Annotated in this window: 15 protein-coding genes and 1 pseudogene; 14 read left to right on the top strand and 2 right to left on the bottom strand. The window is 36.9% G+C overall.

All coding sequences use genetic code 11. The features are described 5' to 3' along the window. Nucleotides 1–71 precede the first annotated feature (71 nt). Nucleotides 72–266, top strand: coding sequence for a prolipoprotein diacylglyceryl transferase family protein (locus tag JOC94_RS01835; RefSeq protein WP_077114342.1), 195 nt, complete (start codon nt 72–74; stop codon nt 264–266). Between the two features lie 423 nt (nt 267–689). Next, nucleotides 690–1,247: a MepB family protein gene (locus tag JOC94_RS01830; RefSeq protein WP_077114340.1), complete on the top strand. Its 558-nt coding sequence runs from the start codon at nt 690–692 to the stop codon at nt 1,245–1,247. 185 nt (nt 1,248–1,432) lie between these two features. Here JOC94_RS01830 and JOC94_RS01825 read toward each other — a convergent pair whose 3' ends face one another. Then, nucleotides 1,433–2,581, bottom strand: a complete 1,149-nt coding sequence (locus tag JOC94_RS01825) for an MFS transporter (RefSeq protein ID WP_077114338.1) — start codon at nt 2,579–2,581, stop codon at nt 1,433–1,435. An 832-nt stretch (nt 2,582–3,413) separates the two neighbouring features. Between JOC94_RS01825 and JOC94_RS01820 the strand changes: the two genes are divergently transcribed. The 11 genes from JOC94_RS01820 to JOC94_RS01770 all read left to right on the top strand — a co-directional run bounded on the left by JOC94_RS01820 (nt 3,414) and on the right by JOC94_RS01770 (nt 16,187). Further along, on the top strand, nt 3,414–3,812 hold the full coding sequence (locus tag JOC94_RS01820) for a RidA family protein (protein WP_077114336.1): 399 nt from the start codon (nt 3,414–3,416) through the stop codon (nt 3,810–3,812). A 575-nt stretch (nt 3,813–4,387) separates the two neighbouring features. Next, on the top strand, nt 4,388–5,239 hold the full coding sequence (locus JOC94_RS01815) for a MerR family transcriptional regulator (protein ID WP_077114334.1): 852 nt from the start codon (nt 4,388–4,390) through the stop codon (nt 5,237–5,239). Between the two features lie 333 nt (nt 5,240–5,572). Then, nucleotides 5,573–6,682, top strand: a complete 1,110-nt coding sequence (locus JOC94_RS01810; RefSeq protein WP_077114332.1) for a C45 family autoproteolytic acyltransferase/hydolase — start codon at nt 5,573–5,575, stop codon at nt 6,680–6,682. A gap of 575 nt (nt 6,683–7,257) precedes the next feature. Then, the gene (locus JOC94_RS01805) at nt 7,258–7,455 is read left to right on the top strand and encodes a hypothetical protein (protein WP_077114330.1); all 198 of its coding nucleotides are present in this window, start codon (nt 7,258–7,260) and stop codon (nt 7,453–7,455) included. Between the two features lie 200 nt (nt 7,456–7,655). Then, nucleotides 7,656–8,297, top strand: a complete 642-nt coding sequence (locus tag JOC94_RS01800; protein ID WP_077114381.1) for a uridine kinase family protein — start codon at nt 7,656–7,658, stop codon at nt 8,295–8,297. Nucleotides 8,298–8,845: 548 nt separating this feature from the next. Continuing rightward, the gene (locus JOC94_RS01795; protein WP_077114329.1) at nt 8,846–9,625 is read left to right on the top strand and encodes an ABC transporter ATP-binding protein; all 780 of its coding nucleotides are present in this window, start codon (nt 8,846–8,848) and stop codon (nt 9,623–9,625) included. Continuing rightward, nucleotides 9,615–11,780, top strand: a complete 2,166-nt coding sequence (locus tag JOC94_RS01790; RefSeq protein ID WP_205178175.1) for an ABC transporter permease — start codon at nt 9,615–9,617, stop codon at nt 11,778–11,780. Before JOC94_RS01795 ends, JOC94_RS01790 begins: the two co-directional genes overlap by 11 nt. A gap of 37 nt (nt 11,781–11,817) precedes the next feature. Further along, nucleotides 11,818–12,495 carry a response regulator transcription factor gene (locus JOC94_RS23320; RefSeq protein ID WP_205178173.1) on the top strand — a complete coding sequence of 226 codons (678 nt, stop codon included), beginning with the start codon at nt 11,818–11,820 and terminating at the stop codon, nt 12,493–12,495. Beyond that, a complete protein-coding gene (locus JOC94_RS01780) occupies nt 12,492–13,529 on the top strand; it encodes a sensor histidine kinase (RefSeq protein ID WP_077114323.1) in 1,038 nt (345 codons plus the stop codon). Before JOC94_RS23320 ends, JOC94_RS01780 begins: the two co-directional genes overlap by 4 nt. A gap of 469 nt (nt 13,530–13,998) precedes the next feature. After that, on the top strand, nt 13,999–14,484 hold the full coding sequence (locus JOC94_RS01775; RefSeq protein WP_205178171.1) for a GNAT family N-acetyltransferase: 486 nt from the start codon (nt 13,999–14,001) through the stop codon (nt 14,482–14,484). Between the two features lie 887 nt (nt 14,485–15,371). After that, nucleotides 15,372–16,187: a DUF817 domain-containing protein gene (locus JOC94_RS01770; RefSeq protein ID WP_205178169.1), complete on the top strand. Its 816-nt coding sequence runs from the start codon at nt 15,372–15,374 to the stop codon at nt 16,185–16,187. 506 nt (nt 16,188–16,693) lie between these two features. Here the strand turns inward: JOC94_RS01770 and JOC94_RS01765 are convergent. Continuing rightward, nucleotides 16,694–17,329 (bottom strand): hypothetical protein, encoded by a 636-nt coding sequence (locus JOC94_RS01765; protein ID WP_205178167.1) that lies wholly within the window; start codon nt 17,327–17,329, stop codon nt 16,694–16,696. A gap of 373 nt (nt 17,330–17,702) precedes the next feature. Between JOC94_RS01765 and JOC94_RS22750 the strand changes: the two are divergent. Continuing rightward, nucleotides 17,703–17,792 (top strand): annotated as a pseudogene (locus JOC94_RS22750) (glutamine amidotransferase); the annotation flags it as partial. Nucleotides 17,793–17,813: the final 21 nt, after the last annotated feature.

The raw sequence follows: 17,813 nt of genomic DNA, 5'->3' as shown, positions 1-17,813 counted from the left end.
TTAGGTTTTATCATTTAGACAAAATAAAGAAATTGATTTATAGAGAATCTAGGGGAGGGAACCCCCCACTGATGGAAGTTTTGTTTATAGGTTTTGCTATTTTGCTTGTATTAAGAAAAGTAAATCTACGGCGTAATGAGCTTTTCTATTTTATGTTATTTGGTATTCAATCGCTCGCTTTTTTTATCGAGGCTCTACGGACAGATAACTTAATGCTTACAGAGCATCTAAAAATGGCGCAAACAATTTCAATTTTGCTTATTTAACATTTAGAAGGATAAAGGGCTATGCGCATGTTCGTTATTTAGATAACGGATCCTGAATTTAAAAAGTCTGGAATTGTTTTCGAATAAAATTGAGAGTCAGAACTCAGGGTAATAGCTCTCTAATTTGCAAGAGAATTTCCGTAAGTAACTTATAGGAAAATGGAAGAGGTTATTCATGAAAATATTTGAGGCACATAAAGTGAAATTTCATGCATTGGGAGTTTTTTCCATCTCCTATTATTACTATTAGACGAGCCGCTAACTGGGTTAGATGATAAGGCAAAAATTGAACTTTTGAGTAAGCTAAATTCACTTATTAAAAATTTCAAACTTGCAAAATAGGTAATTGTGCTAGACTGGTATTCGATGGATAATTTTACAACGCAAAGAAATATGTATAGTTTCCATAGAAAGGAAGGGTATATGACTACTCACAAATCGGAAATTAGATTGGAGTCCGGGCAGCAAATTGTTGATCCAAATATTCTGCCCCATCAGTTGGAAATGGCTATGAAAGTTTATGAAGCTTGTGAAATGACAGTGACGAGTAAGGTTATTCGAGAACCAGAAAGTGCTGAGTATGGTGCTTGCCGTTTTGGAATGGAAGGGAAAGATATCGTTTTTCGCGAAGCAAAGACAACACCAGTTAAAATAGGTCAGTTCGTAACCATATGGAAACGACCTATAGATATAATTCTCCCATTTGACAGCACGGATAGTGTAGATTTTGTCGTTATAGGTGTAAGCAGTTCACAAAACCAAGGGCAGTTTGTTTTTGATAAAAAAATACTTATCGAAAAGGGAATTATGTCTCATAATGGCAAGAAAGGAAAAACGGCTTTTCGAGTCTATCCGCCCTGGACTGAACCTGCGAGCAAACAGGCTCTGAAGACACAACAATGGCAACTCCGTTACTTTTTTCCTTTTGGGCCACATGTAGCTATTGACAAAGAAAACATACGTAAACTTTTTAATCTTTAACATATAAAAGTTGTTGTTGAGTTAGAAAACGAAACAACCAATGACGAAAAAGCAAAACTTGGCAAAGTCATTATAAAAAACTGAAATCAGTTAAAGATGTTAATTTGATTTTGGAATAGATTTAGTCTACGTAAAAAGGTTGCGGAATTTCCCCAGTCTTTTTACATAAAAGTAATTATTTTTTATTACGCAGAAATGTTTTGTTGAGACGAAGACTTCTTTGTTAGGGAGGCGTTTATCATTAACGCTATACAAATTGTACCTGTTGTAGAAAGAACAACGCCGTTCCATGCAAATTCATCCCAGATAATACCTGGAATCCAAGAACCGAGACTTCCGCCTAGATAGAAAAAGAATAAGTAAAGGGAAGTAGCCGCTCCACGAGATGTTGTTGCAATATCAGTAACAAAAGCTGTAGTAGCTGATTGTGATGCGAAGTTTCCAAAAGCTAATAAAGAAGCACCGATAATAATTGTTGGCAATGTCCCGAAAAGGGTTAACAATATTCCTATAACTGCGATTATATGCCCATTAGCCATCGTCCATCTTCTTCCAATTTTATCTGATATATATCCTGATATGGGTGCTGATAATAATCCAAACGCATAAGTTAAATATAATAAAGAAACTTCCGTAACAGTTAGGTGAAAAGGTGCTCCACTCACATAAAACGGAATATAAGTAAAGAAACTAATAAATGCAAAGAATTGTGCAAAACCAATTGCGAATGTTCCAACTAAGGTGGGGTTTTTAAAGTGAATAAGAGCACTATCATTATTCTTTTTTGTTTGATTTTTAGGGTTGGGCAGATATATCCATACAAGAAAAGCTACAACAGCAGAGAGCGCAGCCATACATCCAAAAACAGCTTTCCAGGAAAAGAGATCTGCTATTGGGCCAGAAATAACCCTACCTAATAATCCTCCTCCGACATTCGCACTTACATAGATACCCATGATTTTACCTCGATGTTTCGCTGGAAACTCTTCTGAGGCATAAGCCATCATGACAGCCGTTACACCAGGTATAAATAAACCATATGCAAATCTCCAGAATAAGATCGTAGTGAATGAATCTGATACGGCAATCATGGCACTTGGAATAATTAAAGCTATACTCGCTAACAAAATAATTTTCTTTCGGTTATACAAATCAAACTTTGATGCCAACATAAAAGAGGTTATAGCTAAGGTGATAATGGTGATAGAAATAGTATGACTAACAGCCGAGATGGATAATTGAAATTCATTCTTCCATATAGGTAGCAGGGGCTGAGGTGCATAGAGAAGAATGAATGCATTGGCTGTAGCCAAAAATAATACGAGAAGCCGCATGAATCATTATCACCCCTTTATTATAGATAGTCCAATGTCCCCTTATATACTGATTTTGGATAGATTAATCGTTCTGCAGATGCTTCTGTAATATGTGCACACCATCAGTGTCATGATTTACTAGAAAAGTTCCTAATATTTGATATAATTTTCGAAATAATGTTAACACACACCCTTTTATTAAACAAGAATATTTTTACATAAATGACATCTTGTTCTTAAAATCCCTTAATATGGACGTTTATAAATGTAAATAAAAGTTAATCAAAAGTACGCAAAAAATGCTGATTTTGTAAATATAAAAAAACATCAAATTGGGTTCTACCGTTTTGAATAATTGAACTCAGTAGCTAATTTTTCAAATCATTATTTACTACTATTAAGCTCTTTTAACACTGCGCACACGAAGCGTTGATTTCGTATTTCATCAACGACAACCTCTTTTCTGGTGAAAAAAGTTTTTTTAATCAAACTTTATTTCAACCAATAAAACAAAGAGCGACTATTTAAGATAAAGCTTGATAAAAACCTTGCTCTATGTGACAATATGTTCGTACAGAATAAGTTTTTTATCCTGATAATAAAAATCTAATTAAAGCAATGCTAGGTTGAAACTAGCAATAAACCGTAGATTCTTTTTTTAGTTACGTAAAGAATGCTGTCATTTAGAGAGAGGAGTGTCCACCCATGAAGAAAAAATCACTTAAGTTCTTATCTTTTGGATATGGATACTCTACTGCTGTTTTTTTCTAGAAATCATTCCACAGGTGAAGTGTGTCTACATTTGATTTTCTAGAAAAACGGCAGAAAATTTCTAAATGGCGGTGAATAAATGGAAAACAGAAAAGTTACAAGGAAAAACCCATCAAGTATGCCTGCACCGGTGGGGAATTACACACATATCACAAAAATCCCAAGGAATGCAGAGTTATACGTTGCATCAGGTCAAGTCGGTATGGATCAAAATGGGCAATTTCCGCAAAATATGAATGAGCAAGTGAGTAATACGTTTACCAATATAAAAAAAGTGATGGAATCCGAAGGGTTACGTGCTGAAAATATTATAAAAGTAAACATATGGGCTACTGAGATAATTGATTGGGATTTCTTAGATTCAGAGTGGGATCATTTATTTAGCAATGATTATCCGGCAATGACGATTGGATATCTTTCTGAGCTAGGTTTACCTGAGATAAAAATTGAAATAGAAATTTGGGCAGCCAAAGTATAAAATATAAAGCTTTAACACACTTCATCAAAACCATGGAGCATCTAAAACCAGATGATTCCATGGTTTTTCATATGAGCAATTTCAAAACAAACGGGCTCGATTGTGGAAGTGGTTGGAAAATGATCAAGCTATTTTATAAAGGCTGTGACTTATTATTGCTTCTTCGATGATCAATATAAAAGTTGTGGAGTAAAGGAGTTAAATGTAAGGTAGAAGCTGTAAGAGAGTTTCCGAGCAGATAAAATCTTTTTGCGTAAATAAAAAGAAGACACTTGCCAACTTCCAAAAATAATTGTAGACTCCCGTTCATCCACGTTTGACAGGATGCAGCGGTTAAGATTGATTATATGAGACATGAGGATCATTTAAAAATGGCGGATTGTTGGGAGCCGTTTGCCAAGCGGCCGAAAACAATCATTATTCAAGTGTGTATATTAACTCCGACCAGTTCACCCATCATTTTCATCGACAGCTCCGTTATAAAGAATTCTTATTGCATTTGTAAGGCAGGCATGGTTAATTGCATTTCATACATTTTTTACTTGCTAAAGAAAATATGTTGAAAGGATGAAAAAATGTATTCTATAGGCAAATTTTCTGAAATATGTAATATTCCTGTTAAAACTTTACGTTATTATAGCGACATTGGATTACTAAAGCCTTCTTATATAGATCCTGTAACCAACTATCGTTATTATGACTATGATAAAATTCAAACTTTGAAAAAAATTAAGCTTTTAAAAAGCTGTCATCTCTCTTTGGCGACAATTAAGGAACTGATTGAAAACTCTGATCAAATAAACTGGAAAAGCATATTAGAACATAAGGTTACTGAACTTGAGGCTGAAAAAAAGAAAATTTCCAAACAAATAGAAGAGATGAATCGATTAAAACTACAAATCGAAAAAGAGGCTTCTATCATACCAGAACCGCTTTTATCCGACTGTTTTATGGAAAAACGAAAGGAACTACTAGTTTATACGGTTCGTGAGAAAATAAACGTTACATTTATTGATCAGTTGGTTAAGAAGTTGTTTGATCGAGTTTATGCTTTTAATCTGGAGATTATCGGTAATCTCATGGCTGTTTTTCACGAACGAGACTTACATCAAAAAGAGGCAGATGTGGAGCTGCTGATTCCAATAAAAGAAACGAACAAAATAGACGGTTGTAGTATGTTAGCTGGTGGAACATACGCATGCCTGACTGTGAAAGGCCCCTATTCAGAGTTGGATGCAGGATATGAAAAGTTGAGAAGCTGGCTAATCGAACAGAATTTATCCCCTGTAGGGAATGCGTTTGAGATCTATGAAAAAGGACTTGTTCCTTACGATTTGAATATAAGAGAGATCCGACCAGATTTGAACAGACATCCTTCCGAGTTTATCACGAAAATATGTGTACGGGTTACCAAGAACGATCATTAAACAACAGCTTTTATATAGAAATAGGGTAAACTCTCCACCTGCTGGAGGGTTTATTCTTTATATATACATAGAAATAAAGGGGGGAAATTATGATGTATATCCAGGAATAAAAGGCAAAACTTACGAGGGAACCCTTTATCCATCCCTGAAGGTTTGAGCAATGCAAATCTATTCTTATTGAATTTGGCTTAGGGAAATTCAAAGATTTGCTGATGCTTGTCATTCTTTATGGGAAGAAGTCAGTTCATTTCTTTTAAGAATATGCGTATTTGAAATACCTGGTATGTATTTCCGCGATATGCATCCATCATTTTGACCGGGGAGAGATAAATTATGAAAGAAACCATTCAAGCTTCTTTTTCGTATCTTGAAGGCACTAGTTATGAAATTGGTAGAAGGCAAGGAGAAGAAATAAAAAAGAATCCTGTAGCAAAGAATACAGTTTTATCAGTCAAACCAATAGACGAGGCAAAATGTAAGGATATGGAAAAGCTCATGAACCAGTATTGTCCAGGTTTAAACGAAGAATTACAAGGGTTTGCAGATGAGCTTAATGTAAAGCCAAGTGATCTTAACTTCTTCGATGAAGCGTTGCTACAACTAGGTGGATGTAGTTTGGGTGCTGTTTTACCGATTAAGACAAATGATCATAAAACGTATGTCCTAAGAAACTACGACCTGTCCCCAGCCATCTCTGATATGAGACTCTGCACAACAAAAGTAAAGGGGAAATACAGTCATACTGGATTTTCCGTTTCATATTTCGGTCGAAGCGAAGGCTTAAATGAAAAAGGGTTTTGTGTAGCTTTTGCTGCTTGCGGTATGCCAGTTGGAAAACACCCGGGAATGAAAAAGCCGACTATAAAAGGGTTACAGTTTATGGTGATCGTCAGGGCGTTACTTGAAAATTGTAAAGACGTTGAGGAAGGAATTTCTTATATAGAGGATATGCCTATTGGAACAAATATGAATTTGCTTTTAGCAGATGCTGATGGTCATGCAGCTTTAATCGAAACTTATGATGGAAAAAGAGCTGTAGAAAAGAGCACCAACAAATCAGAATACATGATTGCCACTAACCATGCCCTATTCCCTCATATTTCGAGAATAGAAAATAGCATGTTGGAACAGTCCAAAGTACGTTATGATTTTATGGAAAATAGTTTAAAAAGCAATGATCTTATCTCGAAAAATCATCTGCGAAGTTTCCTATTACAAGAGTATCCTGAGGGGTTAACTGTGCATAATTATCAACAACATTTTGGAACCGTGCATTCTATATTGTTTGATTTGAATGCCAAACAACTGGAATTCTCCTTTGGCTCTCCTATACAAAATAACATGCATCAGTTAACAGTTGGAGAAGCTTTACCTGCCTCTGATTTAAATGTTTTGGTTGAGAATACAGATTATGGACCCAGTTTTTGGAGAATGAAAGTGTAGTTGAAAAGTGATGAAGAAGAATGAAGCAACTTGATGAATTATTTATTTCTTGGGAGAAAAATAAATTTTTTAAACTGTTCTGTTTTTTGAATGATTTTATCCCGCATGTAAGGTGCCGTAATACTCCCACTTCAAAATCCCTGAGTTAATACAAAAGGTCTAAGTGGGAGAAACGGCACCTAAATGCCCGATTCGGTCAACTAACATTCAGTAGGAGATGGAAGAAAACTCCTACTGAATAAAGTTTTCACCTGATGCGCTTTTGCGTCTTTAAAATGTTATGATTAAAATAAATTTTGTTCACAACAACCCTTTAACAAAAAGGATTGTTTTTTTCTTAAAAAATAAAGTGAACTAAGGCAAGTCCTGGAATTGATCGGGTGAGGTTTGAAGGATACGCACTAGAAACATGATCAACGACAGGGAGCAAATTCGTAAATGAGTATGCCTAAATCTAAATCCCGTGTCACCTAAAAGCCAATGTTCAAATACATGATCGGTTAAGGCTAGCCATGAAAAAGATTAGCAATGCCAATGATGTTGCTTTATCAGTAACATAGAAGGGAACATTCGGTATGAAAAAATCAAAAGACACTAAAGTTTTAATAGATAGTTTAATACCATTGGGAATGATTTTTGGTTGTGCCATTGGTGTCGTTTTCGGCATATTTTTCCTCGACTTTCTATTGTTAACAATTGTGATAGGTGCAGGTATAGGTTATTTATTTGGAGTTATTGCTTATGTAATGTTTAGTAAGAAAGAAAAATCATAGCTTCAGAATATAAATAACATATCTATAGGAGAAGCGTGCTGTATTTTAGCATGCTTCTTTTTGGTTGGTATATTGAAAGGCCCCCCGAAGTTGCTTTGCTACTACTAGAAGACAATTAAAGCGGTAATATCGCATGTTTTGTAGAAGGAATTGGAATATACTTAATGAAAATCAATCATAAACCGAAAAAGGGGAGAATGATGGACAAGATATTACAAGGGATAGCTAACTTTATAAATAAAACAGATAAAAGATTAATCATTGGGATTTCGGGCCATGGTGCTTCGGGAAAGACAACGTTTGCAACTAGTCTTGCAAAATTTTTGGAACAACAAGGTGTTAATGAGCTGAATACTGATCCATATATAATTGGCTCTCATCTTAGGAAATATGCTGTAATAGATTATGAATACAAAAATAAGAATCATCATTATAAAATGACCGCCTGTCACCCTGCAGCTCATCATGTATCAGCTTTAGAGAGAGACATAAACATGATCAGGGATGGCTTAGACCTCTATACAATTGGGACACATTATATAAAGAGCAGTTTACTCTCTTCACAAAACAAAATAACCATTGTTGAAGGAATGAGTGTTGCATTTACCAATCCTGATTTGTACGATTTAACCATTTACTTATATACGGATGGAGAAACGGAGTTAATGAGAAGAAGTGAACGGGATGTTTCGGAGAGAGGAATAGACATCCATTATGTAAGGCAATCTCATGAAGAGCGTAGAATTCAATATGATTTGTTTATGCATCCTTTTCATCGAAGTTTTGATATTGTTATCAAAAATTCAAATGAAGAGGTTATTGTAGAAAAGGGTCATTTTTAAAAGAAACTGAACAATCGAACTGAGCGGAAGAAGAACTAACATCCTGTTATTTTAAGATGTCGTCAACGGATAAAGTCGAGCTGGCGATACTTAGATATAATCTTTTCTAAATGTTTAATCATAATGGCGACAGCAACTAAAAAACATCTTGCTTTATTGCATATGTGATTTGTTCAGGCATGGGCAGGAGCTTTATTAGGCAAACTTGTTTAATGGCACATGTCCTTTGGAGGTCATGCTTATTCCATATAGTGAAACTTCATTCAGTAGGAGTTTTCTTCCATCTCCTACTGAATGTTAGTTGAACCAATCGGGCATTTACTGGCAGTTGACCCAGCACTTTCTACTTACATTTTAGATTTCTAAGCAAAGGGGCTTACTGCCAGTTAATGCGGGATAAATGAACGATCGCGGGACACTATATATAGTGATTAACATCAGTTACGTTTCCTTACATCATCTGTAAGTGTTCCTAGACTTTTATGCTGGTTATAATGTGTATAACTCAATTCGATTTCAAAAATGATCATAAAAAAGGGGAGTTATGCATGGCCAGAGAAGGAAAATTACTAGAGGTTCAAGACTTACAAAAAAACTTCGGAAAGAAAGACAATATAACAAAAGCTTTAAACGGTGTCAGTTTTGATATTCTCCCAGGAGAATTTTTAGGAATCATGGGACCAAGCGGGTCTGGTAAAACGACGTTATTAAACTGCATTGCCACGATCATCAAGCCAACTGCCGGGCGGGTACTTTTAAATGGGAAAAACATCAGTGCTTTTGACAGTAAAGATTTAGCAGAATATCGGGGTAGTCGAATTGGGTACTTGTTTCAAGACTTTGCGCTGCTAGATAATTTAACGGGACAAGAAAATATCCTATTGCCGCTGTCTATTCATGGGGTGGATTTTGCGAAAGCACGTGCCAAGTTAGATGAGCTGGCCAGTTTTTTTGAAATTACCGATATCCTTCATAAATTTCCATCTCAGATGTCTGGAGGACAAAAGCAAAGGGTGGCTGCTGCCCGCAGTTTGATTTCTGATCCAGATATCGTTCTTGCAGATGAACCGACAGGAGCATTGGACACACGCTCTGCAAAAATCTTAATGAATAAGCTGGAAGGAATTAATAGAAGTAGTGGAAAAACCATTTTAATGGTCAGCCATGACCCGAATGCTGCAAGCTTTTGCTCCAGAATTCTTTTTATTCAAGATGGTGTCATCTTTCATGAACTGCGTCGCAAACAAGATGAGTCTCGCGAGAAATTTTATGACAGAATTTTAAAGGTATTAGCTCAGCTTGGGGGAGGAAGCGCAAATGTTCTATAGGCTGATTTATCGTAATGCGAATCGAAGTCGGAAGGAAAATTTAATCTACTTTGCAACACTAGTCACAGCAGTGGCCTCGTTTTATATCATTCTTTCACTTGGAAGACAAGATGTGATCCTATTCTTGAAAGAATTTGAAAGTGATGCGATCGATAAACTCTTATCGCTCATGCCCCTTGTGTATCTATTTGCCTTATTCCTATTGTTTTTCTTGATTTTATTTGCGAATCAGTACCAATTAAATCGGAGAAGCAAAGAGTTTGGACTCTATCTCATGTTAGGAATGCGCAAAGAGCGTCTAGTTCTTCAACTTGCAGCAGAGGGGCTTATGACGTCAATTTTGGCGCTCATTGGCGGGATTTTAATAGGCGGATTTTTAGCGGAAATCATCAGCTTGACGGTTTCTAAACTAGTCGGACAGGGAATTATCGGTCATCAAATAAGCTTGTCGGTAAGCGCGATAATCTTTACGATCATTGGTTTTTTATTCATCCAGCTCATCGCATTAGTCATTCTTGGCGGAAGATTATTTAATCAAGAGGTACATCAATTACTTTATGAGCAAATGGATAAGAAACAAGATAGGGGACATTTTAAAGGCAACATACTCCATATTTTAGTGGGTATTGTCTTACTAGGTGTTGCCTACTGGATTGTTTTATATCGTTTTATGGATTTTGCAGGACTGCTCTTGTTTGTGGCATTGGCTCTCGGATGTTTGGGAACGATCTTTTTTATGAGGGGATTTGGAAAACTATTTGGCTTATTGGCAAGCTTGTCCGAGGGTAAATCTACGAAAGGGCTGCGCACATTTACTTTAAGGCAGTTCCAGGAAAATGTAGCGAATAAATCCATTTCTGTTGCTGTAACATCGATCCTCATCACATTGTCGATCATTTTGATCACAAATGGTGCTTCAACGATTATCGGTTTCGATAGTGCTATTACTAGGACTTCCTCGTTATATGATTTTACGGTTCATGGAGATCATCAAAAGGTTGAGCAATTTCTTACTTCAGAAAAAATGGTACCATATGTAGAGGACTTGAATCTATTAGAAATCGGGAAAATGAAATATAAGGATGAACAAGGGGATGGCAACTCGCCCTCATCGTTGGTAGACTGGTCTGAATTAAGAGAGCAGCTCATTATGGCTCTGCCAAGCGACTATAAAGAGCAGCTTTTATCCGGAGAAATGCAAGGTTACACGATTAGTTCGGAAAACCCCGATGCACTTAACTTGCTTGGGGTCCTAGAGATTGATGCAAAAGCACCTTACCTCATTCCCGAATCATCTTATAATGGACTTTTAAAGGCAATAGGAGAAAAACCACTGAACCTGCATGCAGATGAAATTGCTCTATACTTTAATCCAGACCTTTTGCATATGGATAATTTAGAACGCATGCCTGTATTAGATCGTATTCTTGAAAAGGCTGAAAAAGAAGGGCAAAGTTTGATGAGCATTCATGATCAGGCAATATCTATACGAGCATCCACTCCGATGAGAGGGTTAGTCGCAGACCGTTCGGTAGAAATTCATTCCGCATTTATCGTCCCCGACCCTATGTTTGAACAATTTTTAAATACGGAAACTTATGTGTCTTATTGGAATTTTCGCATCCCACAAAAGCTGCAAGATGAGCAAGGTTTAATGAAACCCATGATGGAAGCCAGAGACTTATTACAATCTTCGGGCTTTCAGTTTGAAAGTTATTTGCAAAACTTTGGACGTCAACTCTTCTATGTTGTTGCGGGAAGTTATACGACACTATATGTGGGATTCTTATTCTTGATTATTGCTTGTACGGTATTAGCTTTACAATTTTTGACACAGATGAAGCAGACTGGACAGCGCTATGTAACACTTTCCATGTTGGGAGCAAAACGGAATCAAATGAAAAAGTCGATGCATAGACAAGTGTTGTTGGCTTTTCTGTTACCTATGTCTCTGGCATGTGTGAGTGCGGCTGTTGGGATAAAGGCAATGATTTCATTTGTGGTGATTCGCATCGAAGACAATGCGTTACTTTATCCGATTTCCTTTGCCTTTGCATGTGTCGTCATCCTCATTTTTGTGATTTATGGAGTAGCCGTTGCCCGTTCAGCAGGTCATGAGATCGATAAATTGCGCTGGAAGCCAAATATAGATTAAAGAAAGGTTACATTTTTATGTAGAAGGAGGTGTCAAAGTGGCGACGATTGCTGTTGTTGAAGATGATTTATTGATGAGAGAAGAGTTAATGGATATATTGCAAAAAGAAGGGGTTGAAGCAGTAGCAATTACCGACTTTCATGATGTAGTCGCGCAAATTGCCACTTTGGCACCAAACTTAGTCTTATTGGACATCAATTTACCGGGACAATCTGGATTTGAAATATGTAAAAGTCTAAAATCCAAAGGGATTGGTCCCATATTGATGCTTACTTCCAGAGATAAGTTGCAAGATGAATTACATGGTCTTCATTTAGGTGCAGATGATTATCTCACTAAGCCATGTAATCGAGACCGATTATTGGCGCGCATTCAGAATTTGCTAAGAAGGTTTGAAAGACAACCAGACTTGATCGATGGTGGCAGTTTTTCATTAGATCCCAATACGTTTACGTTGTATAAAGGATCCGAATCGTTATTATTATCAGCGAATGAAGGAAAAATTTTATTGGCTTTAGTGCAAAATAAACCTGAGGTTGTAACCAAATCAACACTGAGTGAAATTTTATGGGGAACAGACCAATATATAGACGAAAATGCCCTTCAAGTAAATCTGACTCGCTTACGAAAAACATTGCGGCAGTTAGGCTTGGAGAATCAAATTGAGACGATCAGGGGCAAAGGTTATCGACTGAGGGGGCAGGAGAAGCCATGAAATGGATAAAACAAATCTATGATTGTATTCATGCCCATAAACAATGGTTTCTTATCTTAATGGCTATAAGCCTCCTTTTTAGTTATTTAGCTTGGCTGGCTTACCCTGAAACTTTTAAGGTGTTAGTGGGACTCATGATGATTTTTACACTGGCGATGATATTATTGTCTGTATTCCTGATGATAAGAAAGCAAAAAATCATCGAAGCTGTCTTTCAAGATTTTTTGTCAGAACCGAATGAAGCGAACGAAGAAAGATTATGCCGCGTATCTCCTAAGACTCATTGGTCATTTATCCGTAGGATGGGAAGTACCATTAGGTCATATCAGGCGGAACTGAATGATCAAGTCATTGAACTCGCCGATTATGAAAACTATATCGAAGGATGGGTTCACGAAATTAAAAAGCCGCTCTCATTGATGACATTGCTATTAGATAACCGCAGTGACGAAATGTCTCCCCTTGTGAGACAGCGTATGCTTCATATTAGAGATCAAATGCATGGAGACGTAGAGCGAATTTTGTATTTTGCAAGGCTTGGGGCTGCTCATAAAGATTATATTTTTGAACCAATACATGTGCTCGCATTTTGCAAACAGACTGTTGAAGACCATCAAACACTACTAGATGAATCCGGTTTTCAAGTACAGTTCAAAGGTGAAGAGATGGAGATTTTATCCGACCGCAAAGGATTAGCTTTCATCATAGAACAAATCATTTTTAACAGTACGAAATACGTTGCGCAGAATCAGAATGATCCCATTTTGGAGTTTGAAACGGGTTATGATCGAGCGAGTGAACAAACCATTTTATCTATACGAGATAATGGGCCTGGTGTCTCTGAAGAAGATTTACCATTTATTTTTGATAAGGGCTTTACTGGAGGGAGAGGTACCTATACAAGACAAGCAACAGGTATGGGACTCTTTTTAGTGAGCAAGATGGCTTATGATTTAGCCATTCAGTTGGAGGCAAAATCAGAGCTTGGTTCGGGGTTGACCATAGCGCTCAAATTTCCAAATGTGAAACAGTAAAAACACCACAAAAGAGGGGTGTAAAAGTTGAAACAAAGATATATAGCTTTTCTTAAATTGTGTTTAGGCTGGTTGATTATACTATCGACTTATGTACTGATATACTCGGTACCGTTCTTGATAGGTTTGAATTTAAAGCATGTTTTAGGTGTTTTATTGATAGTCTTACCCTATACAGCTGGAGCATGGTACTATTCAGTCTACTGTAAGGGAAACAGTAAAACTTTTTATGCGTTAGGTTTTTTGGTTCCTTGTATCATAGAGAAAATTCTAATATATTTAATAAGCACATTTATGTATGATATGAATCCTTTGTATATTGCAAATGTTATGCGAAAGATTGAGGAAGGATCGCTTTATTCTGTTTCATTTTTCAGCTGGGGTTATGTGTTTGGAGGATTGCTAATTGCTGTAATGATGACGATATTTCTCGTTAGATTACAAATAAAAACCAAGGAGCAGTAACGCTATGGAAAAAGTGGATTATGTTGCGTTAAAAATGTTTTCCGATGAACATTTGGAAGTGCTTCATTCTTTTAAACTCCCTGAAGAACAGGAACAGTTTACGGCCTTGCCAAGCAATATGTTAGAGGTGGCGGAAGGACAACATCGGATTGTGATTGTCAGTGATCATGAACCTGTAGGTTTCTTTTTATTACATTCAACTGAACGTGTAAAGGAGTATTCAAATAATCCGAAAGCTATGTTGCTAACTGCATTATCAATTAATCATGCCAAACAAGGAAAAGGTTATGCCAAGCAAGGTATGCTGTTATTACGTGATTTTGTTAAAGCTGAATTTCCTAATTGTGATGAAATCGTCTTAGCTGTTAATCATAAAAATATTCCGGCTCAACGCCTATATTCAAGAGTAGGTTTTGTAGATATAGGTAAGAGAAAAATGGGACCAATTGGTGAACAGTTTATCATGAAACTTTCGTTGAAAGGATCATAATGTGTATTCCATAGGGAGATTTCCGAAATATGTAATGTTCCTGTAAAAACACTACGTTACTAGAGCGACATTGGATTGCTTAAACCATCCTTTATAGATTCTGTAACGAACTATCGTTATCGTGATGATGACAACATACAAACGGCAATTACTGGTTTGATGTTCCTCCATATGGGCTTTTTATTATGCCGCTTTATCCCCATTCATTATTTCCGCCGGTTCAGCGCAAATAGAGCAGGATAGAGCATCAAGCCCCTACAATTATTTTCCTAGTTATATAGTTTACGTCAGTATATCTTATCGAATACTCTTTTCACCTTAAAGGACTTAAAAGATCATACGCCATTAATATCTAACTCAAGTGTTACTGCCATGGTAAGAATACAATGGGTTGGTTATACAATTTGATGATATTGGAGCATGAAGCATAGACGTTGTGCCTATAAATGTAGGTGCGACGTTTTTTTATAGGGACGATTGGATATCAATAAAAATATAACCAAAAAAGATAATTATTTATTGATAAACGATAAATAATCGGTTAGAATCAAGGATATACGAAATAAGTGAGATGCCTGAAAAACGGTTCAACTCGCTTTTAAAAGATTTTCTGTTTTTCTTATCGGAATTCCGCTTCTTGCTTTGGTGGGTGCTTTGCATCGCGAATGAAACAGTAAAGCATATTCGCTAGTTTGCTTTTTACCATACCTCGTTTGACAGGGGTGTATAACGGCTATAACGTTTTTTAGTGAATTGTATGTATTAGGCATTTGAGACTTTTGGCCATATACACAAGAATGGACAGCTGTCCGAATTGTCTGGAATATATTTCCGAAGCGATGAAAGCACCCAATATGGTTAAAAGAAAAAACTCAGGAGGTCCAAGGATGAGAGCATTCAAACAATTCGTTCGTTTTGGTTGGGAACAGGCCCTCGCGTGTTTGTTTCCAGTCGTTATTTTTGCTTCTTTGGCTATTACAAAAGTTATACCACTTCCTTTCCTGCCTCGGTATGACTGGCTGCTCATCATCTGCCTTCTCATGCAGTGGTGGATGGTGAAGTCCGGGCTTGAAACACGGGATGAACTAAAGGTGATCACCGTGTTCCACCTTATTGGACTGACGCTTGAAATTTTCAAGGTACATATGGGTTCCTGGTCTTATCCGGAGGAAGGGTATTTCAAAATTTTTGGAGTACCTTTGTATAGCGGATTCATGTACGCAAGTGTGGCTAGCTATCTTTGCCAGGCATGGAGGAGGCTCAAGATTGAACTGGTGAAATGGCCGCCTTTTTGGGCAGTGGCGGCTCTTGCGGCCGCGATTTATTTGAATTTTTTTACCCACCATTATTGGATTGACGTTCGTTGGTGGTTATCTGGACTTGTGATCATCGTCTTTTGGCAATCCTGGGTTCTCTACGAGGTTGGTGGAACCCGTTACCGTATGCCGCTCACCCTTTCTTTTGTACTCATCGGATTTTTTATTTGGATCGCCGAAAATATCGCAACGTTCTTTGGGGCTTGGAAATATCCAAACCAAACTGATGCGTGGAATCTCGTTCATCTGGGCAAGGTGAGTTCTTGGCTCCTATTGGTGATTGTTAGCTTTCTTATCGTCGCGACGTTAAAACAGGTTAAGGGAAAAAGTTTCGCCCGACTCGATTCGTCAGTCTCCAACAGAAACTGCACAAGCAACAACCTATAAGCTATTCAGTTGGAGGCAAAAGCGGAGCTTGGTTCGGGGTTGACCATAACGCTCAAATTTCCCAATGTGAAACCATAAGCATTTTGTTCATTCGTTGAGGGGTTTTTTGGATAAAGGGAATATGGATGCAACATCTAATATATGTAATTTGTCGGCTCTTCCAAACCACAAATAGACAATCTCATTTCTACTGTTGAGTCTGAAAAATAATCATTTGGAATGGCCCGTTACCATACGGGAATTTGATTTGTAGCTTATATGAATTGATTGGGAATGGTTAAAAATAGCTCCTGTTGAAGCTGTTTCAATGTTTTTAGTTGACAAACTATACTATGATGCATTTTTAAATATATATAGAAACTTAATCAAAGAACGGCTGATCATTCAGGTCAAGGTTAGCGTAAGCGAAAAAAGATGATTCATCAGCAATATGCACTCACCATCCATCAGAAAAAAGATACAGATCGTGCAAAAAACCGGACATGTTGAAGCCGCAGCATATCATTTTATTTATAATAAAGATGCGCAGTATCTAGATAGATCGTTGGCTGATTGGGATCTTCATTTAGCAACTGAATCTTATAATTTCCACTATACTTTGTAAACTTATGAAGAGGGATATTTGCTACACTTGAAAAGTTTGCGATTTTCACGCTTCCCACTGGAGTTGCAGAGCCTTGACGATATACTCTCGTTATTATAGAGTTCATTTTCTTCTTAGGTCTTATTTCTATACTTTGGGGTTGATGAAAATATGCTCCATCAGCAATCCAAATATTGTGTGTAAACGAGGCAGGATCATACTTATAAGCTTGTAAAGAAGCTGCTTTCACTGCCGCCTCGGCCTTACTTTGGGCTTTCAGAACATTTTCATCCGTTGAATCTATTATGAAATTATTTTCATTATAAATATGTACATGAGGGATATCATCAGTGACTTCAGGTACTTCCAAAATTGGCGGGTCTATAGGTGGTTTCAGAAGTTCTTCTGCTTCTTGACCAGAATAAGATTCTATGAATGTGCCATCTGCATCATAAAATTCCACCAATAGTTTTCCATCATTAACAGGGGGCGTCTCCCCATATGAACTGCCAGTGGGGATTAGCAAAAGAGCTAATAAAACAGCCCAAATCTTTTTCATAATGCAATGCCCTCCTAAATATTTTTTGATTATTAAATCAATTGAATCATAAACGATGCGATAGTATGAGTCAAGTTTTCCTCGCCAAAGACTTTATGTTATTCATTAAATAAAATTCCACACGATCTTTGCGGAAACTTTAAGGTACAATGTACACGTATCTTACTATCATATTTTTTGAAAAATCATAAAATTCACTGACTCTATGATAAGATGCTTTTACTAAAGCGGTTTCACTTTTATGCTAACGTTTATAACGGAATTGATACAATCATGGGATTGCTTAACAGCCTAAATGGTGCCTTCCCTGACGCCAGTTGTCAGGGAAGGTGTTTTATAATAGGTAATATTCATTGTGAAGGAGTGTAGTGGGATGCAACCGAAAAAAGCGTATCTTTATGTATTTTATACAATGTCGGATTGGGAATACGGATATTTAATGGCCGAACTAAATTCAGGCAGAAATAAAAAACTGACCACTTGT

Source organism: Siminovitchia thermophila (assembly GCF_016909185.1).
GTDB classification, from domain to species: domain Bacteria; phylum Bacillota; class Bacilli; order Bacillales; family Bacillaceae_C; genus Siminovitchia; species Siminovitchia thermophila.
This window is presented reverse-complemented; position numbering and strand designations above follow the sequence as displayed.